Raw genomic sequence first — 20,541 nt, 5'->3', positions numbered from 1 at the left:
CGAAACCCCCGCACATCTCCTGTCTTCCGAGGTACGAACGCGATGACCCAGCCGCCGCCGCAGCCACCCAACGAGCCCCCGAACCAGCCGCCCGGCCAGTCCTCGGGTCAGCCTGCCGACCAGCCCCCGGCAGGCCCGCCCGCCCAGGCTCCCGCCACCCCGCCCGCCGGCGGCTTCGGCGCTCCGCAGGACCCGCCGCCCGGCGGATTCGGTGAGCCGACCCAGCCGCCCGCGGACCCCTTCGCCAAGCAGCCCCCGCCCGCGGGCCCGCCGACCCCGCCCGCCGGCGGCTACGGCACCCCGCCCACACCTCCCGGCGGCTACGGCACCCCGCAGCCCGGCTACCCCACCCCGCCGGCCCCGCAGCCCAACGGCTACGGCTACCCGCAGGGACCGCAGCCCGGCTACGGCTACCCGCAGGGCGCACCCGGCCAGCCCGGCTACCCGGGCGGTCAGCCCGGTATGCCGCAGCAGGGCTACGGCTACCCCACCCAGCCGATGTACGGCGCCCCGCAGCCCGGCCCGGCCGGCAACGGCGGCGGCAAGAAGTTCAGCACCCAGCTGCAGATCATCGTCGCCGCGGCCGTCGCCGTGGTGCTGATCATCGGCGCGGCCGTCGTCTACTCCGCCACCAAGGACGACGGCGACCAGGGCAGCCAGGCCTCCACGTCCGGCTCCACCGGCGGCGGCGAAGGCAAGGGCGGCGAAGGCGAGGGCAAGGGCGGCGAAGGCGGCGGCCTGGCCGGCGGCGACGAGAAGGCGCCCGGCAACACCGCCTCCAAGGTCGCCTTCCAGCTCCCGCAGCCCGAGGTCACCGGCGTCACCACGGTCAAGGGCTCCTGGCTCACCGACAAGGCGTACGTGAAGTCCGGCGTCAGCGAGGTCGTGGCCTACGACCGCGACAAGGGCACCAAGCTCTGGTCCGTGCCGGTCCCCGGCGAGGTCTGCGGCGCCTCCCGCCACATGACCGAGGACTACCGGACGGCGATCCTCTTCAAGGAGAGCAAGCCGACCAAGGAGAAGAAGTACCCCGCGTGCAACCAGGTCGGCGCCGTCGACCTGGCCGCCGGCAAGCTGCTCTGGAGCAAGTCCGTCACCTCCGCCACCGGCGGCGACCGGCCGGTCGCGTTCGACGAGGTCACGCTCAGCGGGACCACCGTCGCGGCGGGCGGCACCTCGGGCGGCGCGGCCTTCAAGCTGGAGAACGGCGCCGAGCTCTGGAAGCCGAAGGTCTCCGCCGACCGCTGCTACGACACCGGGTACGCCGGTGGCGAGGCCCTCGCCGTGGTGCGCAAGTGCGGTTCGTACGACAGCCCGCAGCTCACGATCCAGTCGCTCAACCCGGCGACCGGCGCACCGCTCTCCTCGTTCGAGATGCCCGCGGGCGTCGACTTCGCGTCCATCGTCTCCACCAAGCCGCTGGTGGTCGCGGCCAACGTCGGCGACACCGCCGGCGACGGCAGCGGCATCTCCGACTTCTTCTCGGTCGACGCGGCCACCGGCAAGCTGATCGTGCGGATCTCCGCCGACGCCGAGAAGTACGCGGCGCGCTGCGGCTCCACCGACGTGGAGAGCTGCCGGGCGGCGGTCGTCGGCAACAACCGGCTCTACCTGCCGACCGAGGACCACGACGGTACGAGCGAGTACGGCGACACCAACGAGGTCGTCGCCTTCGACCTCACCACCGGCAAGCTGCTCGGCGGACGGGCGGACGCGGGCGACCGCTACAGCCTGGTCCCGCTCCGGATGGACGGCACCAACGTCATCGCGTACAAGCGGCCTCCCTACGACAAGGGTGGCCAGATCGTCTCCATCGACGGTGAGACCTTCAAGCAGACGCTGCTGATGGAGAACCCGAGCGACGAGTCGGTACGGGAGGCGGAGACCCGGTTCACCATCGACCACTCCGAAATCCTCTACTCCGAGGGCCGCTTCTTCCTCTCGAAGGAGCTGATCAGCGAGCGCCGCGACAGCCAGGCGGACGAGAAGCTCCACCTCGCGGTGGGCTTCCGCACCGACTGACACCCCAACTCCTGGACCAGCCCTGCCCGTTGATCACCGACTGGCAGGGCTGGTCGTTTTCCGCACGGCGTGCGACCCTCAAGCGGCCCTTGATGACGCAGAATTCGGCACTTCGGGAAGCTTCTCCCTCGTAAGGGGCACATGGCGTCGAACAAGCGTGTACGTTGCCGGGTCAGGAGCGGGGGTGTCCGGTATCCATCGCGCAAACGGGCACTTGGGAGCTTGATCGATGAGCGTGCGGCTCATGGTGGTCGATGACCACCGCCTGCTCGCCGAGGCACTCGCCTCGGCGCTGAAACTGCGCGGGCACCGGGTGCTCGCGGCGGCCGCCCCGACGTCCGGGTCGGCGGAGCTGGTGGTCGGCCGGGCGCCGGAGGTCTGCCTCTTCGGTACGGCCTCGCCCGCCGCGCCGGGCGTCTTCGACCCGATCGTGCGCATCGGCCAGGAGCGGCCGCAGGTGGCGGTGGTGGTGCTGGGGCCGGTGCCGAGTCCGCGCGGGATCGCCGCGGCCTTCGCGGCCGGGGCGGCGGGGTACGTCCGGCACGACGAGCGCATCGAGGGCGTGGAGCGGGCCATGCTGAAGGCGCGGGCGGGGGAGTGCGCCGTCGCCCCGCAGCTGTTGCGCGGCGCCTTCGCCGAGCTGCTCAACCCGGCCGCCCAGCCTGACGACGAGGGCCGCCGGCTGCTCCAGATGCTGACCCCGCGCGAGGCGGAGGTCCTGGTCCGGGTCGCCGAGGGTGAGGACACCCGGCTCATCGCGGCCGGGATGCGCATCGCGCCGAGCACCGCCCGTACGCACGTCCAGCGGGTCCTGATGAAGCTCGGCGTCGGCTCCCGGCTGGAGGCGGCCGCCCTCGCGGCCCGTACCGGACTGCTGGACCGCGCGGCGAGCGGCAGGAACGGCATGGGCGGCAACGGCACGGGCAGCAACGGCAGTACGCCGCAGGGGCCGTACGCCACCGGGCCGGGCGGGTGACGTAGGGCCCCTGCGGGCACGGGCGGCCGGGTTCTCAGCCCGCCTCGGTCTCCTGGTCAGGGGCGGCCGGCGCCTGGGCCGGGCGGAGCTTCATCCAGACCAGGAAGAACAGGCCGAGCGCCAGCATCGCGAGCCCGGTCCACAGGTTGATGTGGACGCCCTCGGCCTTCTCCAGGTCGGCGTCGGACGGGCTGATCCCGGCGAGCGTGACGATCACGCCGTAGACGACGAACAGGCCGCCGATGATCCGCCGGATGTCGAAGAGTCGCGCCGCGGTCGCGGACTTGCGCTCCAGTTCGGAGACTTCCTTGTGCAGGTCGGACATGGTGGTTCCTCCGATCGGAACGGGTGTCAGAACGAGTACGGGACGTAGCACAGGGCCGCGAGCACGATCGCGCCCCAGCCGAGCAGCGCGGGCTTGCGGTACCAGGCCTTGTCGGCCTCCTCCAGCGCCTCGTCGGGGTCCGGGGACTCGGTCCCGTACACCAGACCGGCCAGCTCCGCCTCGGGCTTCGGCGCGGTGAAGAGCGTGACGACGACCATGACGACGGCACCGGCGACGAAGCCGACGATCGCGGAGACGAAGTTGGCGCCCTGGTCGGACGGGATGTCGATGACGCCGCCCTTGTAGATCCAGAAGTAGTTGACCATCGCGGCGCCGGTACCCGCGATCAGCCCCCAGACACCGGACTTCATGGAAGCCCGCTTCCAGAACATGCCGATGATGAAGACGACGAACATGGGCACGTTGAAGAACGAGAACAGCGTCTGCAGGTAGCTCATGATGTTCGAGAAGCTCGCCGCGATGAACGCCGTGCCGATCGAGGCCAGCACCCCGATCGCCGTGATCAGCCGGCCGAACTTCAGGTAGTACGTGTCCGGCTTGCCCTTCACCACGTACCGCTGCCAGATGTCCGTCGTGAACACCGTGTTGAACGAGGACACGTTGGCCGCCATGCCCGCCATGAACGCGGCGAGCAGACCGGTCACCGCGATGCCGAGCACGCCGTTGGGCAGCAGCTCCTGCATCAGCAGCGGGATCGCGTCGTTGTACGTGAGGTCCGAGTCCGGCGTGCCGATCTGCGGCACGATCACCGCGGCGACCAGGCCCGGGATCATCACCGCGAAGACGATGAAGATCTTCGGGAAGGCGGCGATCAGCGGCGTGCGCTTGGCGGCGGAGAGGTTCTTCGCGGAGAGTGCGCGCTGCACCTCGGCGAAGTTCGTCGTCCAGTAGCCGAAGGAGAGCACGAAGCCGAGGCCGAGGATGATCGTCAGCCAGTTGGCGCCCAGCGGGTTGGCGTCACCGATGCCGGTGCCGCCCCAGGCCGTCATGAAGTCGCCGCCGTGCTGCTTGGTCAGCGAGTCGCTCATGGCGTCCCAGCCGCCGACCCGCTTGAGGCCGAGCACGGTGATCGGGATCAGCGCGGCGAGGATGACGAAGAACTGGAGCACCTCGTTGTAGATCGCCGAGGAGAGGCCGCCGATGGTGATGTAGACCAGCACGAAGAGGCCCGCGACGACGATCGCGACCCACTGCGGCCAGCCGAGGAGCGCCTCCACGACGATCGACAGGGCGTAGAGGTTGACGCCCGCGATCAGGATCGCCGCGAAGGCGAAGAGTATGGAGCTCAGCAGGTGGGCGGACTTGTCGAACCGCTGGAGCAGGAACTCCGGTACGGAGCGCACCTTGGAGCGGTAGTAGAACGGCATCATCACCAGGCCGAGGAAGACCATGGCCGGGATGGCGCCGATCCAGTACCAGTGGACCACCGCGACGCCGTACTGCGCGCCGGTCGCCGCCATGCCGAGGATCTCGGTGGCCCCGAGATTCGCCGCGACGAAGGCGAGACCGGTCACCCAGGCGGGCAGGGACCGTCCGGAGAGGAAGAAGTCGAGGCTCGTCTTCACACTCGCACGGGCCGCGAAGCCGATGCCGAGGACGACGACGAAGTAGATCGCCAGGATGGCGTAGTCGAGCCCGTTCGTGGGGAGACGGAGCCCTTCGGCCAGTGTCTGCATGGGGGTACTCGCTTCGTTGCGCGAACTGAACCCGAGGGAACTTACGCCTCTGTGTTCGTTAAATGAACAGTTTCGTTGGTGTTCTTTGTTCGATCGTGATCGAGTGCGGTGAAGTGTGGCGGAATGTCCGCATCCGCTGGCGTGAGGCGGTGCGAGGCGGTGCGGTGGTGACGGCCATTGACTGACGTGTTCGCTTGTGATTTGTTATGTGCGTTTATGTTGGTTGGGGGAACGGGTGGAGGACCCTGGTGAAGAAGACGGTTACGCGCCTGGCCGACGGCCGTGAGCTGATCTACTACGACGCCGTCGACGGCACCGTCCGCGACGCCGTCGACCGGCGCCCGCTGGACGCCGTGTCCACCTCGTCGGAGATCCGCCGCGACCCGCTGCTCGGTGACGCGGTCGCCATCGCCTCGCACCGCCAGGCCCGCACCTACCACCCGCCGGCCGACGCCTGCCCGCTCTGCCCCACCCGCGAGGGCCGCCTCAGCGAGATCCCCGACAGCCACTACGACGTCGCCGTCTTCGAGAACCGCTTCCCCTCCCTCGCCGGCGACTCCGGCCGCTGCGAGGTCGTCTGCTTCACCTCCGACCACGACGCGTCCTTCGCCGACCTCACCGAGGAGCAGGCCGCACTCGTCCTCGCCGCCTGGACCGACCGCACCGCCGCGCTCTCCGCACTCGACCAGGTCACCCAGGTCTTCTGCTTCGAGAACCGCGGCGCCGAGATCGGCGTCACCCTCGGCCACCCGCACGGCCAGATCTACGGCTACCCCTTCGTCACCCCGCGCACCGAGCTGATGCTCGCCTCGGCCGCCCGCCACCGCGAGGAGACCGGCGCCAACCTCTTCGACGACGTGGTCGCCGGCGAGGAGAAGGACGGCACCCGGATCGTCCTCGCCACCGACCACTGGATCGCCTACGTCCCGTACGCGGCGCACTGGCCCTACGAGGTCCACCTCCACCCCCGCCGCCGCGTCCCCGACCTGACCGCGCTCGACGAGGCGGCGCGGACGGAGTTCCCACAGGTCTATCTGGAACTCTTGAGGCGCTTCGACCGGATCTTCGGGCCCGGCGAGCCGCCGACCCCGTACATCTCCGCCTGGCACCAGGCACCGTTCGGGACCGACGGCCGGGAGGAGTTCGCGCTGCATCTGGAGCTTTTCACCATTCGCCGTACCTCCGGCAAGCTGAAGTTCCTCGCGGGTTCCGAATCCGGCATGAGCGTGTTCATCAACGACGTGCCGCCGGAAGCCGCGGCCCAGCGACTGCGAGAGGTAGCGAGCGAATGAGCAACGCGAAGAAGTACCTGGTCACCGGCGGCGCCGGATACGTCGGCAGTGTCGTGGCCCAGCACCTGCTGGAGGCCGGCCACGACGTGACCGTCCTGGACGACCTCTCCACCGGCTTCCGCGCCGGCGTCCCGGCCGGCGCCACCTTCGTCGAGGGCCGGATCCAGGACGCCGCCCGCCACCTGGACCCGTCCTTCGACGGCGTCCTGCACTTCGCCGCGTACTCCCAGGTCGGCGAGTCCGTCGTGAACCCGGAGAAGTACTGGGTCAACAACGTCGGCGGCACCACCGCCCTCCTCGCCGCCATGCGCGAACACGGCGTGCGCACGCTCGTCTTCTCCTCCACCGCCGCCACCTACGGCGAACCGGTCTCCACCCCCATCACCGAGGCCGACCCCACCGCCCCCACCAGCCCGTACGGAGCCTCCAAGCTCGCCGTCGACCACATGATCAGCGGTGAGGCGACGGCCCACGGCCTGGCCGCCGTCTCGCTGCGCTACTTCAACGTGGCCGGTGCGTACGGCAGGTGCGGCGAGCGCCACACGCCCGAGTCCCACCTCATCCCGCTCGTCCTCCAAGTGGCCCTGGGCAAGCGCGAGTCGATCTCCGTCTACGGCGACGACTACCCGACCCCCGACGGCACCTGCGTCCGCGACTACATCCACGTCGCCGACCTCGCCGAGGCCCACCTCCTCGCCCTGGACGCGGCCGTCTCCGGCGAGCACCTGATCTGCAACCTCGGCAACGGCAACGGGTTCTCGGTCCGCGAGGTCATCGAGACCGTCCGCAAGGTCACCGGCCACGCCGTCCCCGAGACCCCGGCCCCGCGCCGCGGCGGCGACCCGGCCGTCCTCGTCGCCTCCGCCGCCACCGCCATCGAACGCCTCGGCTGGCAGCCGTCCCGCGCCGACCTGGCCGGAATCGTCGCCGACGCCTGGGAGTTCGCCCGCCGAGAGGAGACCACCACCCCATGACCGAGAGCACCGAGCAGACCGGCCCCGACCCCGCCGCCACCTCCACCGAGCTGTACGGGACCTTCGCCGAGCTGTACGGGGGAGAGCCCCACGGCGTATGGGCGGCACCCGGACGGGTGAACCTCATCGGCGAGTACACCGACTTCAACGACGGCTTCGTCATGCCGCTCGCCCTCCCGCACACCGCCGTCGCCGCCGTCTCGCCGCGCACCGACGGCGTCCTGCGGCTGCACTCCTCCGACGTACCCGGCGGCGTCGTCTCGCTCCGCGTGGCGGAGCTGACCCCGCACTCCGGCCACGGCTGGGCCGCCTACCCGGCGGGCGTGGTCTGGGCGCTGCGCGAGGCCGGCCACCCGGTCACCGGCGCCGACATCGCGCTGACCTCCACCGTCCCCACCGGCGCCGGACTCTCCTCCTCCGCCGCCCTGGAGACCGTCACCGCGCTCGCGCTCAACGACCTGTTCCACCTCGGCCTGACCGGTCCCGAACTGGCCGTCATCGGCCGCCGCGCCGAGAACGACTTCGTCGGCGTGCCCTGCGGGATCATGGACCAGATGGCCTCGGCCTGCTGCACCGAGGGCCACGCCCTCCACCTGGACACCCGCGACCTCACCCTGCGCCAGGTCCCGTTCGACCTGGCCGCCCAGGGCCTCACGCTCCTGGTCGTCGACACCCGGGTCAAGCACGCGCTCGGCGACGGGGCGTACGCGGAGCGCCGGGCCGGCTGCGAGGAGGGCGCCCGGCTCCTCGGCATACCCACGCTGCGCGACCTCCCGTACGACGGTCTCGACGCGGCCCTGACGGCGCTCGGGGACGCCGGGGCGGACGAGTCCGTGATCCGGTACGTCACCCATGTCGTCGGCGACAACCGCCGGGTCGAGCAGGTCATCGCGCTGCTGGACGCGGGCGACGTACGGGCGGCGGGCCCGGTCCTGGATGAGGGCCACCGCTCGCTCCGCGACGATCTGCGGGTCTCCTGCCCGGAGTTGGACCTCGCGGTCGCGGCCGCGCGGGAGGCGGGCGCGCTCGGGGCGCGGATGACCGGCGGCGGCTTCGGCGGCTCGGCGATCGTGCTGGCGGAGGCGGCGGAGGCCGACGCGGTCGCGGAGGCCGTCACGAAGGCGTTCGCCGGGGCCGGACACGCGGCGCCGGGCATCTTCACCGCCGTCCCGTCGGCGGGAGCACGCCGGCTGAGCTGAACCGCCTTACGGGCAGGGGCTGTTCAGAGCTGCTTGGTGAGGATGAACTCGGTGACGCCGGGCGGGTAGTCCTCGACCCGGCCGATCTCCTCGTACCCCTGCTTCCGGTAGAAGTCCGGGGCCTGGAAGTCCCAGGTCTCCAGCCGGGAGCGGGTGCAGGCCCGCTCCGTGCGGGCCACCCGCTCGGCCTCGGCGAGCAGGTGGGAGCCGAGGCCGGAGCCGCGGTGGCGGGCGTCCACCCAGAGCAGTTCGACATGGAGCCAGTACGCCCAGGTCCGCCCGGTCAGCCCGCCGGCGACCGCGCCGTGCTCGTCCAACGCCCATACCTCCAGCGGGACTTCGTGCTCGGCGGAGGTGGAGAGCAGTGCGCGCAGACCGGGCGACGCCGCGACGTTGTCCTCGTGGAGACGCTTGCTCAGCAGGCGGTGACGTTCTTTGTCCACTTCTGTCTCAAGACGGAACATGAACCCCACCCTAAACACCACGGGATTCCCCTGGCTCATCAGTTCCGCGAATCGCCTTCCCCCTCCGGCCCCCGCCCGTACGCTGATCCCAGCACCGGTGGGGGCCGGTGCCGAATCAGGGGGCGAGAGAGTCGGGTACGGCGCCCGGAGCGGGGTGGCAGGCGGTGCGGACGACGGCGGTCGGCCCACCACGGTCCACCCGGAAGGCAGGCCACGGGCCCGCCGGATGTTCCGGACGCCGTACCCGCAGCTGTCCGCCCCCGCTGATGGGGGTCTCTCTGTGGCTCGAATCCGGGTTCTGGTGGTCGACGACCACCGCATCTTCGCCGAATCGCTCGCGGCGGCCCTCGCGGCCGAACCGGACGTGGACGTGGCGGCGGCGGGCAGCGGCCCGGCCGCGCTGCGCGCCCTGGAGCGCGCGGCCGGCGAGGCGCGACCGTACGACGTGATCCTGGTCGACGCCGAGCTCGGCGCCCTCGCCACCGGCGGCGGTGCTCCGGTGGTCCCGGCGCCCCGGCCGGAGGAGCCGGTGGCCGTCGATGGCATCGCGCTGGTCGCCCAGGTCCGCGCGGCCCGGCCCGGCGTCCGCTCGGTGGTGCTCGCGGAGAAGGACGACCCGCGGTCCGCCGCCCGGGCGCTCCAGGCCGGCGCCTCGGGCTGGGTGGCGAAGGACTGCTCGCTGCAGCGGCTGCTCACGGTGATCCGGGGGGTGCTGCGCGACGAGACGCATCTGCCGCCGGCGCTGCTGACCGGGGTCCTGCGGGAGCTGACGGCGACCCGTAAGCACCGCACCGAGAGCGAGCAGCTGGTGGAGTCGCTGACGCCGCGCGAGCGCGAGGTGCTGCGCTGCATGGTGGCGGGTCTTGGCCGGAAGGCGGTGGCGGAGCGGCTGTTCCTCTCGCCGCACACGGTCCGTACGCACATGCAGAACGTGCTCGGCAAGCTCGGGGTGCACTCGACGCTGGCCGCCGTGGCGCTCGCCCGGCGGGCCGGGGTCGGCCCGGCAGAGCCCGTAACGCCTCGGTCAGCCGGGGATGTTGTCGAACGGGGCAGTCAACTGGCGTAGCAGATCGGCCAGTTCGCCGCGCTGGCGGCGGGAGAGCTCGCCGAGGATGGCCCGCTCCTGGTCGAGCAGCCCGGCCAGCGACTGGTCCGCCTTGTCGCGGCCCTCGGCGGTGAGGCGGACGAGGACGCCGCGCCGGTCGCTGGGGTCGGGGAGGCGCTCGACGAGGTTCTTCTTGGTGAGCCGGTCGATCCGGTTGGTCATCGTGCCGGAGGTGACCAGGGTCTGGGTCAGCAGCTGTCCGGGGGAGAGCTGGTACGGAGGGCCGGCCCGGCGCAGCGAGGTGAGCACGTCGAACTCCCACGGCTCCAGATGGTGCTCGGCGAACGCTATGCGGCGGGCCCGGTCGAGGTGGCGTGCCAGGCGGGAGACGCGACTGAGCACCTCGAGTGGTTCCACGTCGAGGTCGGGGCGCTCGCGGCGCCATGCAGCGACCAGTCGGTCGACCTCGTCCTCCATGTGGATCAGTGTAGAGGGTCTGTCGACATGAAGTCTCTTGAATTCAAGTGTCTTGACATCAAGATAGTCTCGGCGTGATCCTGATGCCCATGACGCCCCCTCCCGAACCGACCTGGGATCCGCGGCAGTACCTGCGCCACGCGGACCACCGCACCCGCCCCTTCCACGACCTCCTGGCCCGGATCGGCGACCTCCCCGGCCACCCCGCACCCCGGATCGCCGACCTCGGCTGCGGCGCCGGCAACGTCACCGCGCTCCTCGCCGACCGCTGGCCGCAGGCCCGTATCACCGGCTACGACACCTCCCCGCAGATGCTCGCCGAGGCCGCCGCCCACGCCCGCCCGCCGCTGCTCGACTTCGCCGAGGCCGACGCCGCCACCTGGACGCCCACCGAGACGTACGGCCTGATCGTCTCCACCTCCGCGCTCCAGTGGATCCCCGGCCACGCCGCGTACTTCCCCCGCTGGATCGACGCCCTCGCCCCCGGCGGCACCTTCGCCTTCCAGGTCCCCGGCAACTTCACCGCCCCCAGCCACACCCTCCTGGCCCAGCTCCGCGACTCCGACCGCTGGCGCGCCCGCCTCCACGGCACCGGCGACCGCACGGCCTCGGTCCTGGAGCCCACGGACTACCTCACCCGCCTCCGCGACCTGGGCTGCGCGGCGGACGTCTGGGAGACCACCTACCTCCAGACCCTGCACGGCGACGACGCCGTCCTCGACTGGGTCAAGGGCACCGCCCTGCGCCCGGTCCTCACCGCGCTGGCCGACGACCCCGAGGCCCGCGACGCCTTCCTCACCGCCTACCGCGACCTGCTGCGCGAGGCGTACCCGCCGGGCCCGTACGGCACGGTCTTCCCGTTCCGCCGCATCTTCGCCGTCGCCCGCAAGCCGTAGCCCGCAAGCCGTAGACCGAGCCCGCAAGGAGAACCGATGACCGCCCCAGCCTCCGGCCTCGCCGCCGTCGACCACGTCCAGCTCGCCGCCCCGCCCGGCTCCGAGGACGCCCTGCGCGCCTTCTACGCCGACGCGCTCGGCATGACGGAGATCCCGAAGCCTCCGGTGCTCGCCGCCCGCGGCGGCTGCTGGTTCGCCGCCGGCCCCGTCCAGCTCCACCTGGGCATCGAGGAGGACTTCCACCCGGCGAGGAAGGCGCACCCGGGCCTGCGCGTGACGGGGATCGTGGAGTACGCGGCCCGCCTGGAGGCCCACGGCGTGCCCACGGAATGGGACGACAACCTCCCGGGCCACCGCCGCTTCTACGCCCACGACCCGGCGGGCAACCGCCTGGAGTTCCTGGAGCCGGACCCGGCTTGAGGCGCCCCCCGACAGCCCTACAGCTCCTTGAGCGCGTCCGCCGAGATGTCGATGTCCACGGGGAACGGCACGCCAGTCTTCAGCCGGTCGTGATGGATCCCGGTCAGCGCGTACGCCTTCGTCACCGGGTCCAGCTCGTAGACCCGTACGACGGGGTGCTGGTCGGTGCCCGTCATCTCCACCAGCCAGAAGTGCGGAATGCCGGCGGTCGCGTACTTGTGCGGCTTGGCCTCACGGTCGCGGGCCTCGGAGTCGGGAGAGACGACTTCGACGGCGAGGAGGACGTCGGCGGCCTGGTACCGGGTCACGTCCGGCCCGGTGACCGCCTCGGTCCGTACGACTGAGACATCAGGCTCCGGCCCGTTGCGCCGGTCCAGCACCACGGTCATCTCCCGACGGATCTTCACCTCCGGTGGTGCCGTACTGCGGAGTCCCGTCACCAGCAGATCGATCATCGTGCTGTGAAAGTCTCGCTGCGGACTCACGAAAACCAGGCTCCCGTCGATCAGCTCGGTGTGCGGCGGGAGATCGGGCAGCGTGAACAGATCCTCCACGGTGTATCCGTCCTGCGGGGGCACCGGCCAGCGGGAGCTGTGCGCGGTGGTCGGCTCGGCGGTCATGGTTCCTCCCATGGACGGGATTCTGTGCCCTGCCGACCACACTACGGCGGGAAATCCGCACCCGTCATCACAACGGGTTACGCGCCGGGGAAGGGTGACGGAGTCAGCTCTTCCGGTGCCCTATCAACCGAGGCTTCGCCTCCAGGTTCTCCAGCCCGTGCCAGCACAGGTTGACCAGGTGTGCCGCGACCTCCGCCTTCTTCGGCTTGCGGACGTCCAGCCACCACTGGCCGGTCAGCGCCACCATGCCCACCAGCGCCTGCGCGTACAGCGGGGCCAGCTTCGGGTCGAAGCCGCGGGCCTTGAACTCCAGGCCCAGGATGTCCTCCACCTGCGTGGCGATATCGCTGATCAGCGAGGCGAACGTGCCCGTCGACTGCGCGACCGGCGAGTCCCGGACCAGGATCCGGAAACCGTCCGTGTACGCATCGATGTAGTCCAGCAGCGCGAACGCCGCCTGCTCCAGCAGCTCGCGCGGATGGCCCGCCGTGAGCGCCCCCTGCACCATGTCCAGCAGCCGGCGCATCTCGCGGTCGACCACCACCGCGTACAGGCCCTCCTTGCCGCCGAAGTGCTCGTACACCACCGGCTTGGAGACCCCGGCGCGGGCCGCGATCTCCTCCACCGACGTGCCCTCGAACCCCTTGTCGGCGAAGAGGGCCCGGCCGATGTCCAGCAGCTGCTCGCGGCGCTCCTTGCCGGTCATCCGGACCCGCCGGGCCCGCCGGGAGGACGGAGGTCTGCTCTTCTCGCTGCTGGAGTCGGTCGCCACGTCGTCAATCATGCCGGGTCGGCCGGTACGGACGTGCGCCGGGAGTCGATCCGGGCCGCGTCCGGCCACCGCACGTCGTACGCCCAGCCCAGCTTCTCGAACCAGCGGATCAGCCGCGCGCTGGAGTCGACCTGGCCCCGCATCACCCCGTGCCGCGCGCTCGTCGGGTCCGCGTGGTGCAGGTTGTGCCACGACTCGCCGCACGACAGCACCGCCAGCCACCACACGTTCCCCGAACGGTCACGGGACTTGAAGGGACGCTTGCCGACCGCGTGGCAGATCGAGTTGATCGACCACGTCACGTGGTGCAGCAGCGCGACCCGTACCAGCGAACCCCAGAAGAACGCCGTCGCCGCACCCCACCACGACATCGTCACCAGACCGCCCACCAGCGGCGGAATCGCCAGCGAGACGATCGTGAAGGTCAGGAAGTGGCGCGAGATGGACCGGATCGCCGGGTCCTTGATCAGATCGGGGGCGTACTTCTGCTGCGGGGTCTGCTCCTCGTCGAACATCCATGCGATGTGCGCCCACCACAGGCCCTTCATCAAGGCCGGCACCGTCTCCCCGAACCGCCACGGCGAATGCGGGTCACCCTCCGCGTCCGAGAACCGGTGGTGCTTGCGGTGATCGGCCACCCACCGCACCAGCGGCCCCTCCACCGCCAGCGAACCCATCACGGCCAGCGCGATCCGCAGCGGACGCTTCGCCTTGAACGAACCGTGCGTGAAGTACCGGTGGAAACCGATCGTGATGCCGTGGCAGCCGATGAAGTACATCGCCACCATCAGCCCGACGTCCAGCCAGCTCACCCCCCAGCCCCACGCCAGCGGCACCGCCGCCAGCAGCGCCACGAACGGCACCACGATGAACGCCAGCAGCGCGAACTGCTCGATCGACCTCTTCCTGTCCCCGCCGAGCGTCGCGGGCGGAAGGGATGCGGCATCGGCGGGAGCGGAGGGCGGGCCCGTCTCGTCGAGGACATCGGGAGTGGACGGCATGGGGGGAACCTCGGAGGGTGAGGAAGCAGTACCGGACGGCCGTGGCTACGGTTCCGTAACCTACGGCTTGGTAAGTATGACAGTGACGGGCCCCACAACACGAGAGGCCGGTCCAGCCCGTCACCCGCGGTACCCCACGCCCTTCGCGGGGTAGGCCACCCCTGCCGACGGCATTCGTCCACCCCCGCCAGGGCTGCGGACACACCGGAGGCGACGACACCTATCCTGGGAGGGTCGGACAGCGCGGTCCGCACCCGCTCGTCGGGGCGTGGCGACAGCACCGCTGCCTGCCGCAGGGCCCCGTCCCCCGCCAAGCGCTCTCCCACCGCCGTCACACCGTCACCGGGAGACGCCGAAGCGACGCACCTCCTCATTCACTGCAAGGAGCCGCACACTGTGAGCAGTGCCGACCAGACCCCCGCCGCCAGCCCCGAGCTGCGCGCCGACATCCGCCGCCTCGGCGACCTCCTCGGCGAGACCCTCGTACGCCAGGAAGGCCAGGAACTCCTCGACCTCGTCGAGCGGGTACGCGCCCTGACCCGCACCGACGGCGAAGCGGCGGCCGACCTCCTCGGCGACACGGACCTGGAGACCGCCGCACAGCTTGTGCGCGCCTTCTCCACCTACTTCCACCTCGCCAACGTCACCGAGCAGGTCCACCGCGCCCACGAGATGCGCGACCGCCGCGCCGCCGAGGGCGGGCTCCTGGCCCGCACCGCCGACCGGCTCAAGGACGCCGACCCCGAGCACCTGCGCGCCACCGTCAAGAACCTCAACGTCCGGCCGGTCTTCACCGCCCACCCCACCGAGGCCGCCCGCCGCTCGGTCCTCAACAAGCTCCGCCGCATCGCCGAGCTCCTGGAGACCCCGGTCATCGAGGCCGACCGCCGCCGCCACGACCTCCGCCTCGCCGAGAACATCGACCTCATCTGGCAGACCGACGAACTCCGCGTCGTCCGCCCGGAGCCCGCCGACGAGGCCCGCAACGCCATCTACTACCTGGACGAGCTGCACGCCAACGCCGTCGGCGACGTCCTCGAAGACCTCGCCGCCGAACTGGAGCGCGTCGGCGTCGAACTCCCCGCCGGCACCCGCCCCCTCACCTTCGGCACCTGGATCGGCGGCGACCGCGACGGCAACCCCAACGTGACGCCCGCCGTCACCTGGGACGTCCTCATCCTCCAGCACGAGCACGGCATCACCGACGCACTCGAACTCATCGACTACCTGCGCGGCCTGCTCTCCAACTCCATCCGCTACACCGGAGCCACCGACGAGCTCCTCACCTCCCTCCAGGCCGACCTGGAGCGCCTCCCCGAGATCAGCCCCCGCTACAAGCGGCTGAACGCCGAGGAGCCCTACCGCCTCAAGGCCACCTGCATCCGGCAGAAGCTCGTCAACACCCGCGAGCGCCTCGCCAAGGGCACCGCCCACCGCCCCGGCTGCGACTACCTCGGCACCTCCGAGCTCCTCGCCGACCTGGCCCTCATCCAGACCTCCCTGCGCGAGCACCGCGGCGGCCTCTTCGCCGACGGCCGCATGGACCGCACCATCCGCACGCTCGCCGCGTTCGGCCTCCAGCTCGCCACCATGGACGTACGCGAACACGCCGACGCCCACCACCACGCGCTCGGCCAGCTCTTCGACCGCCTCGGCGAGGAGTCCTGGCGCTACGCCGACATGCCCCGCGACTACCGCCAGCGGCTCCTCGCCAAGGAGCTCCGCTCCCGCCGGCCCCTCGCCCCCACCCCGGCCCCGCTCGACGCGGCCGGCGAGAAGACCCTCGGCGTCTTCCACACCATCAAGGAAGCCTTCGAGCGCTTCGGCCCCGAAGTCATCGAGTCCTACATCATCTCCATGTGCCAGGGCGCCGACGACGTCTTCGCCGCCGCCGTCCTCGCCCGCGAGGCCGGACTCATCGACCTCCACGCCGGCTGGGCCAAGATCGGCATCGTCCCGCTCCTGGAGACCACCGACGAGCTCAAGGCCGCCGACGTCATCCTCGACGCGATGCTCGCCGACCCCTCCTACCGCCGCCTCGTCTCCCTCCGCGGCGACGTCCAGGAGGTCATGCTCGGCTACAGCGACTCCTCCAAGTTCGGCGGCATCACCACCAGCCAGTGGGAGATCCACCGCGCCCAGCGCCGCCTCCGCGACGTCGCCCACCGCTACGGCGTACGCCTGCGCCTCTTCCACGGCCGCGGCGGCACCGTCGGCCGCGGCGGCGGCCCCTCCCACGACGCGATCCTCGCCCAGCCGTGGGGCACGCTGGAAGGCGAGATCAAGGTGACCGAGCAGGGCGAGGTCATCTCCGACAAGTACCTCATCCCCGCTCTCGCCCGCGAAAACCTGGAACTGACCGTCGCGGCCACCCTCCAGGCCTCCGCCCTGCACACCGCACCCCGCCAGTCCGACGAGGCCCTCGCCCGCTGGGACGCGGCCATGGACACCGTCTCCGACGCCGCCCACAGCGCCTACCGCAAGCTCGTCGAAGACCCCGACCTGCCCGCCTACTTCCTCGCCTCCACCCCGGTCGACCAGCTCGCCGACCTGCACCTCGGCTCACGGCCCTCCCGCCGCCCCGGCTCCGGCGTCTCGCTCGACGGCCTCCGCGCCATCCCGTGGGTCTTCGGCTGGACCCAGTCCCGCCAGATCGTCCCCGGCTGGTTCGGTGTCGGCTCCGGCCTCAAGGCCCTGCGCGAAGCCGGACTCGACACCGTCCTCGACGAGATGCACGAGCACTGGCACTTCTTCCGGAACTTCCTCTCCAACGTGGAGATGACGCTCGCCAAGACCGACCTGCGCATCGCCCGCCACTACGTCGACACACTCGTCCCCGACGAGCTCAAGCACGTCTTCGACGCCATCGAGGCCGAGCACGCGCTCACCGTCAAGGAAGTCCTCAAGGTCACCGGCTCCACCGAACTCCTCGGCACCAGCCCGGCGCTCCAGCAGACCTTCGCCATCCGCGACGCCTACCTGGACCCGATCTCCTACCTCCAGGTCTCCCTGCTCGCCCGCCAGCGCCAGGCCGTCGAACGCGGCGAAGAACCCGACCCGCTGCTCGCGCGCGCCCTGCTGCTCACCGTCAACGGTGTCGCGGCGGGCCTGCGCAACACCGGCTGACCGTACGGAAAACCCCGGGGCGGCCCTGCTACAGCGCGACGAACGTCGCCACCAGCAGGGCCGCCCCGGCCGTTCCGACCCCCCACGCCGTACGCGGCATCCGCACCCCGCCGCCGATCACGAACCCGGCCAGCACCATCGCCCCGCCGAGCGGCATCCACGCATGCAGAAAGCCCGGCACCCCCGTGCGGACCACCGCATCGGAACCGGGCTTCACCACCACCGGAAAACGGTCGCCCTTCTCCGCCGCGACCGACCTCTCCACCACCACCCGAGCCCGCGCCGGCGACATCGCGTCCGGCTCGTACCGGCCGGTGCAGGTCTCCTCACCGCACTCCGTCACCGTCAACGTGCCGTGCTCACGCCCCTTGGCCAGCACGACATGGTGCGCGGCATCCCACGACGACCACACACCCGCGACCAGCAGCACCAAGGCCACCAGCCCCATCGCGGTCCGACGGCCGACGAGCGCCGTCCGACGGCCCACGACCGCCGCACGCTGGGAAGAGCTCCGCTTCATGGGGGCAGATCCTTGGCCAGAGCACAGCCCCCGGTCAACCTGTGGCCGAGAAACGCCCCACCAGGGACGAGAATGTCAGGAGTTGTACGCGGCGAGGGCGAACAGGCCGTAGCTCAGGAGTTGTACGCGCTCTGCGCCCGCTCCAGCCCCTCCGCCAGCAGACACTCCACCGCATCCGCCGCCCGGTCCACCAGGAACGCCAGCTCCTTGCGCTCCACCGACCCGAAATCCTTCAGCACGAAATCCGCGACCTGCATCCGCCCCGGCGGCCGCCCGATCCCGAACCGCACCCGGTGATAATCCGGACCCATCGACTTCGTCATCGACTTCAGCCCGTTGTGCCCGTTGTCCCCGCCGCCCAGCTTCAGCCGCAACGCCCCGTAATCGACGTCCAACTCGTCATGGACCGCCACGACATGATCTGTCGGCACCTTGTAGAAGTCCCGCAGCGCCGTCACCGGACCACCGGACAGATTCATGTACGACATCGGTTTCACCAGCACCACCCGCCGGCTCCCCGGACCCGGCGGACCGATCCGCCCCTCCACCACCTGCGCCTGCGCCTTCTGCGCCCGCTTGAACTTCCCGCCGATCCGCGTCGCCAGCAGATCGGCCACCATGAACCCGACGTTGTGCCGGTTCGCCGCGTACTCGGGGCCGGGGTTGCCGAGGCCCACGATGAGCCAGGGGTCGGTGGCGTCGGGCATCAGCGCTCGGTCTCCTCGTACAGGCACGGGTGATGGCAGGCGAACGGGGCGGCGGCTCCCCGGAAGGGAACCACCACCCCGTCGGTCAAGCAGGTGGAACAGATGAAGCAGGTGGAACGGTGAGGGGTGAGGCTCAGGCCTCGGCACCCTCGGTCTCGGCGGCGGCCTCGTCGGCGGACGGCTCCTCGGCCTGCGCGGCGACGACCTGGATCACGATGGCGTCCTCGTCACCGGCGAGCACGGAGCCCTTCGGCAGCGGAACGTCCTTGGCGATGATCGAGTCACCGGCGTCCAGGCCCGCGACGGACACCGTCACGGACTCGGGGATGTGGGTGGCCTCGGCCTCGACGAGCAGCGTGTTCTGCACGAACTCCAGCAGGTTGGCGCCCGGCGCCAGGTCGCCCTCGACGTGCACCGCGATCTCGACCTCGACCTTCTCGCCGCGCTTCACGGTCAGCAGGTCGACGTGCTCGATGGTGCCCTTGAGGGGGTGACGCTGCACGGCCTTCGGGATGACCAGCGCGTCCTTGCCGTCGATCTCCAGACCGATCAGCACGTTGGCCGTACGCAGCGCCAGCAGCAGCTCGTGACCCGGCAGCGTGATGTGGACCGACTCGGCGCCGTGGCCGTAGACGACACCGGGAACCTGGTTGGCACGACGGATACGGCGGGCGGCGCCCTTGCCGAACTCGGTACGGACCTCGGTGGCGAGCTTGATCTCAGCCATGGTTGCACTCCTCGTCAGATGGGTGAGCCGTCAGGAGACGGAACACGAACGGTCACCCGGCCCACGACAGGCCTGCTACGAAGAGCGCGCCGATAACGGACCGCCGTACACACAGGTACGGCCTCCCTCGCCGAGCAACTCGCTGAGTCTACCCGGCGGGAAGGCCGTACCCCAAAGTGGATCAACAGGGACCGTCGTGGGACGGTCAGCCCTGCTCCTCGAAGAGGCTCGTCACCGAACCGTCCTCGAACACCTCACGCACCGCACGCGCGATCGTCGGCGCGATCGACAGCACCGTGATCTTGTCCAGCTCCAGCTCACCCGGGGTCGGCAGCGTGTCCGTGAACACGAACTCGCTCACCTTCGAGTTCTTCAGCCGGTCCGCCGCCGGACCCGACAGCACACCGTGCGTCGCCGTCACGATGACGTCCTCCGCACCGTGCGCGAACAGCGCGTCCGCGGCCGCGCAGATCGTGCCACCCGTGTCGATCATGTCGTCGACCAGCACGCAGACCCGGCCCTCGACGTTACCCACGACCTCGTGGACGCTGACCTGGTTCGGCACGTCCTTGTCACGGCGCTTGTGCACGATCGCCAGCGGCGCGTCCAGCCGGTCGCACCAGCGGTCGGCGACCCGAACCCGGCCCGCGTCCGGCGACACGATCGTCAGCTTCGAACGGTCGACCTTCGCACCCACGTAGTCCGCCAGGATCGGCAGCGCGAACAGGTGGTCCACCGGACCGTCGAAGAAGCCCTGGATCTGGTCCGTGTGCAGATCGACCGTGAGAATCCGGTCCGCACCGGCCGTCGCCATCAGATCCGCCACCATGCGCGCCGAGATCGGCTCACGGCCCTTGTGCTTCTTGTCCTGACGGGCGTACCCGTAGAACGGCACGATCACCGTGATGGAACGGGCCGACGCGCGCTTCAGCGCGTCCAGCATGATCAGCTGCTCCATGATCCACTTGTTGATCGGAGCCGTGTGGCTCTGGATCAGGAAGCAGTCCGCGCCACGTGCCGACTCCTGGAAGCGCACGTAGATCTCACCGTTGGCGAAATCGAAGGCCTTCGTCGGCACGAGACCGACACCCAGCTGGTGTGCGACCTCCTCGGCCAGCTCGGGGTGGGCGCGGCCGGAGAAGAGCATCAGCTTCTTCTCGCCGGTCGTCTTGATCCCGGTCACAGCACAGTCTCCTCAGACGTGTATCTGGCGCCGCACGCATAGGTCCCGATGTGCAACGAGCCAGCCGAAATGGGGTGAGCATCTATCACGGTACGCCG

General features: G+C 70.7%; 20 protein-coding genes. 9 read left to right on the top strand and 11 right to left on the bottom strand.

Annotated features, from left to right (window positions below; genetic code table 11):
- Positions 1-42 precede the first annotated feature (42 nt).
- Positions 43-2,022, top strand: a complete 1,980-nt coding sequence (locus tag ACQP09_RS12820; protein WP_433398539.1) for a PQQ-binding-like beta-propeller repeat protein — start codon at positions 43-45, stop codon at positions 2,020-2,022.
- A gap of 229 nt (positions 2,023-2,251) precedes the next feature.
- Positions 2,252-2,998, top strand: coding sequence for a helix-turn-helix transcriptional regulator (locus ACQP09_RS12815; RefSeq protein WP_433398536.1), 747 nt, complete (start codon positions 2,252-2,254; stop codon positions 2,996-2,998).
- Positions 2,999-3,032: 34 nt separating this feature from the next.
- Here the strand turns inward: ACQP09_RS12815 and ACQP09_RS12810 are convergent, their stop codons facing one another.
- Positions 3,033-3,323, bottom strand: coding sequence for a hypothetical protein (locus ACQP09_RS12810; protein WP_433398533.1), 291 nt, complete (start codon positions 3,321-3,323; stop codon positions 3,033-3,035).
- A gap of 26 nt (positions 3,324-3,349) precedes the next feature.
- Positions 3,350-5,020, bottom strand: coding sequence for a sodium:solute symporter family protein (locus tag ACQP09_RS12805; protein WP_433398531.1), 1,671 nt, complete (start codon positions 5,018-5,020; stop codon positions 3,350-3,352).
- 248 nt (positions 5,021-5,268) lie between these two features.
- Here ACQP09_RS12805 and galT point away from each other — a divergent pair, with 248 nt between their 5' ends.
- From galT to galK, 3 genes are read left to right on the top strand one after another with little or no spacing between them, the layout of a single operon-like run.
- Positions 5,269-6,312, top strand: a complete 1,044-nt coding sequence (galT, locus tag ACQP09_RS12800) for a galactose-1-phosphate uridylyltransferase (protein ID WP_433398528.1) — start codon at positions 5,269-5,271, stop codon at positions 6,310-6,312.
- Positions 6,309-7,286, top strand: coding sequence for a UDP-glucose 4-epimerase GalE (gene galE, locus ACQP09_RS12795; RefSeq protein ID WP_433398525.1), 978 nt, complete (start codon positions 6,309-6,311; stop codon positions 7,284-7,286). Before galT ends, galE begins: the two co-directional genes overlap by 4 nt.
- The gene (galK, locus tag ACQP09_RS12790) at positions 7,283-8,485 is read left to right on the top strand and encodes a galactokinase (RefSeq protein ID WP_433398523.1); all 1,203 of its coding nucleotides are present in this window, start codon (positions 7,283-7,285) and stop codon (positions 8,483-8,485) included. The genes galE and galK overlap by 4 nt, the downstream gene beginning before the upstream one ends.
- A gap of 23 nt (positions 8,486-8,508) precedes the next feature.
- On the opposite strand, the gene ACQP09_RS12785 is transcribed toward galK, so the two are convergent.
- A complete protein-coding gene (locus tag ACQP09_RS12785) occupies positions 8,509-8,949 on the bottom strand; it encodes a GNAT family N-acetyltransferase (protein ID WP_433398521.1) in 441 nt (146 codons plus the stop codon).
- Positions 8,950-9,229: 280 nt separating this feature from the next.
- Here ACQP09_RS12785 and ACQP09_RS12780 point away from each other — a divergent pair, with 280 nt between their 5' ends.
- Positions 9,230-10,015: a LuxR C-terminal-related transcriptional regulator gene (locus tag ACQP09_RS12780; RefSeq protein WP_433398519.1), complete on the top strand. Its 786-nt coding sequence runs from the start codon at positions 9,230-9,232 to the stop codon at positions 10,013-10,015.
- On the opposite strand, the gene ACQP09_RS12775 is transcribed toward ACQP09_RS12780, so the two are convergent.
- Positions 9,974-10,471, bottom strand: coding sequence for a MarR family winged helix-turn-helix transcriptional regulator (locus ACQP09_RS12775; protein ID WP_404068908.1), 498 nt, complete (start codon positions 10,469-10,471; stop codon positions 9,974-9,976). The genes ACQP09_RS12780 and ACQP09_RS12775 overlap by 42 nt on opposite strands.
- Positions 10,472-10,560: 89 nt before the next feature.
- Between ACQP09_RS12775 and ACQP09_RS12770 the strand changes: the two genes are divergently transcribed.
- Together ACQP09_RS12770 and ACQP09_RS12765 are read left to right on the top strand one after the other, a co-directional pair.
- The gene (locus ACQP09_RS12770; protein ID WP_433398517.1) at positions 10,561-11,367 is read left to right on the top strand and encodes a trans-aconitate 2-methyltransferase; all 807 of its coding nucleotides are present in this window, start codon (positions 10,561-10,563) and stop codon (positions 11,365-11,367) included.
- Between the two features lie 36 nt (positions 11,368-11,403).
- A complete protein-coding gene (locus ACQP09_RS12765) occupies positions 11,404-11,787 on the top strand; it encodes a VOC family protein (protein WP_433398515.1) in 384 nt (127 codons plus the stop codon).
- 17 nt (positions 11,788-11,804) lie between these two features.
- Here the strand turns inward: ACQP09_RS12765 and ACQP09_RS12760 are convergent, their stop codons facing one another.
- The 3 genes from ACQP09_RS12760 to ACQP09_RS12750 all read right to left on the bottom strand — a co-directional run bounded on the left by ACQP09_RS12760 (position 11,805) and on the right by ACQP09_RS12750 (position 14,180).
- The gene (locus tag ACQP09_RS12760) at positions 11,805-12,407 is read right to left on the bottom strand and encodes a Uma2 family endonuclease (protein ID WP_433406576.1); all 603 of its coding nucleotides are present in this window, start codon (positions 12,405-12,407) and stop codon (positions 11,805-11,807) included.
- 103 nt (positions 12,408-12,510) lie between these two features.
- On the bottom strand, positions 12,511-13,191 hold the full coding sequence (locus tag ACQP09_RS12755) for a TetR family transcriptional regulator (protein WP_432151547.1): 681 nt from the start codon (positions 13,189-13,191) through the stop codon (positions 12,511-12,513).
- On the bottom strand, positions 13,188-14,180 hold the full coding sequence (locus tag ACQP09_RS12750) for an acyl-CoA desaturase (RefSeq protein ID WP_433398513.1): 993 nt from the start codon (positions 14,178-14,180) through the stop codon (positions 13,188-13,190). The genes ACQP09_RS12755 and ACQP09_RS12750 overlap by 4 nt, the downstream gene beginning before the upstream one ends.
- Before the next feature lie 396 nt (positions 14,181-14,576).
- On the opposite strand from ACQP09_RS12750, the gene ppc reads away from it, so the two are divergent.
- Entirely contained in the window at positions 14,577-17,306 is a 2,730-nt protein-coding gene (gene ppc, locus ACQP09_RS12745; protein WP_433398511.1) for a phosphoenolpyruvate carboxylase, read from the top strand.
- Positions 17,307-17,334: 28 nt separating this feature from the next.
- On the opposite strand, the gene ACQP09_RS12740 is transcribed toward ppc, so the two are convergent.
- From ACQP09_RS12740 to ACQP09_RS12725, 4 genes are all read right to left on the bottom strand, one after another.
- Entirely contained in the window at positions 17,335-17,826 is a 492-nt protein-coding gene (locus ACQP09_RS12740) for a hypothetical protein (RefSeq protein ID WP_432151544.1), read from the bottom strand.
- A gap of 113 nt (positions 17,827-17,939) precedes the next feature.
- Positions 17,940-18,533, bottom strand: a complete 594-nt coding sequence (gene pth / locus ACQP09_RS12735; protein ID WP_433398509.1) for an aminoacyl-tRNA hydrolase — start codon at positions 18,531-18,533, stop codon at positions 17,940-17,942.
- 133 nt (positions 18,534-18,666) lie between these two features.
- Positions 18,667-19,260 carry a 50S ribosomal protein L25/general stress protein Ctc gene (locus tag ACQP09_RS12730; RefSeq protein WP_433398507.1) on the bottom strand — a complete coding sequence of 198 codons (594 nt, stop codon included), beginning with the start codon at positions 19,258-19,260 and terminating at the stop codon, positions 18,667-18,669.
- Positions 19,261-19,465: 205 nt separating this feature from the next.
- On the bottom strand, positions 19,466-20,443 hold the full coding sequence (locus ACQP09_RS12725; RefSeq protein ID WP_356746408.1) for a ribose-phosphate diphosphokinase: 978 nt from the start codon (positions 20,441-20,443) through the stop codon (positions 19,466-19,468).
- Positions 20,444-20,541 lie beyond the last annotated feature (98 nt).

Source organism: Streptomyces sp. CA-146814 (assembly GCF_050942385.1).
GTDB lineage: Bacteria > Actinomycetota > Actinomycetes > Streptomycetales > Streptomycetaceae > Streptomyces.
Note: the sequence above shows the minus strand (reverse complement) of the source record. Positions and strands in the feature narration are given on the sequence as shown.

Excerpts from the sequence above, each read along its gene's own strand:
- ACQP09_RS12820 (WP_433398539.1), top strand. The coding sequence starts at position 43 with ATGACCCAGCCGCCGCCGCAGCCACCCAACGAGCCCCCGAACCAGCCG.
- ACQP09_RS12815 (WP_433398536.1), top strand. The coding sequence starts at position 2,252 with ATGAGCGTGCGGCTCATGGTGGTCGATGACCACCGCCTGCTCGCCGAG.
- ACQP09_RS12810 (WP_433398533.1), bottom strand. The coding sequence starts at position 3,323 with ATGTCCGACCTGCACAAGGAAGTCTCCGAACTGGAGCGCAAGTCCGCG.
- ACQP09_RS12805 (WP_433398531.1), bottom strand. The coding sequence starts at position 5,020 with ATGCAGACACTGGCCGAAGGGCTCCGTCTCCCCACGAACGGGCTCGAC.
- galE (WP_433398525.1), top strand. The coding sequence starts at position 6,309 with ATGAGCAACGCGAAGAAGTACCTGGTCACCGGCGGCGCCGGATACGTC.
- galK (WP_433398523.1), top strand. The coding sequence starts at position 7,283 with ATGACCGAGAGCACCGAGCAGACCGGCCCCGACCCCGCCGCCACCTCC.
- ACQP09_RS12785 (WP_433398521.1), bottom strand. The coding sequence starts at position 8,949 with ATGTTCCGTCTTGAGACAGAAGTGGACAAAGAACGTCACCGCCTGCTG.
- ACQP09_RS12775 (WP_404068908.1), bottom strand. The coding sequence starts at position 10,471 with ATGGAGGACGAGGTCGACCGACTGGTCGCTGCATGGCGCCGCGAGCGC.
- ACQP09_RS12770 (WP_433398517.1), top strand. The coding sequence starts at position 10,561 with ATGACGCCCCCTCCCGAACCGACCTGGGATCCGCGGCAGTACCTGCGC.
- ACQP09_RS12765 (WP_433398515.1), top strand. The coding sequence starts at position 11,404 with ATGACCGCCCCAGCCTCCGGCCTCGCCGCCGTCGACCACGTCCAGCTC.
- ACQP09_RS12760 (WP_433406576.1), bottom strand. The coding sequence starts at position 12,407 with ATGACCGCCGAGCCGACCACCGCGCACAGCTCCCGCTGGCCGGTGCCC.
- ACQP09_RS12755 (WP_432151547.1), bottom strand. The coding sequence starts at position 13,191 with ATGATTGACGACGTGGCGACCGACTCCAGCAGCGAGAAGAGCAGACCT.
- ACQP09_RS12750 (WP_433398513.1), bottom strand. The coding sequence starts at position 14,180 with ATGCCGTCCACTCCCGATGTCCTCGACGAGACGGGCCCGCCCTCCGCT.
- ACQP09_RS12740 (WP_432151544.1), bottom strand. The coding sequence starts at position 17,826 with ATGAAGCGGAGCTCTTCCCAGCGTGCGGCGGTCGTGGGCCGTCGGACG.
- pth (WP_433398509.1), bottom strand. The coding sequence starts at position 18,533 with ATGCCCGACGCCACCGACCCCTGGCTCATCGTGGGCCTCGGCAACCCC.
- ACQP09_RS12730 (WP_433398507.1), bottom strand. The coding sequence starts at position 19,260 with ATGGCTGAGATCAAGCTCGCCACCGAGGTCCGTACCGAGTTCGGCAAG.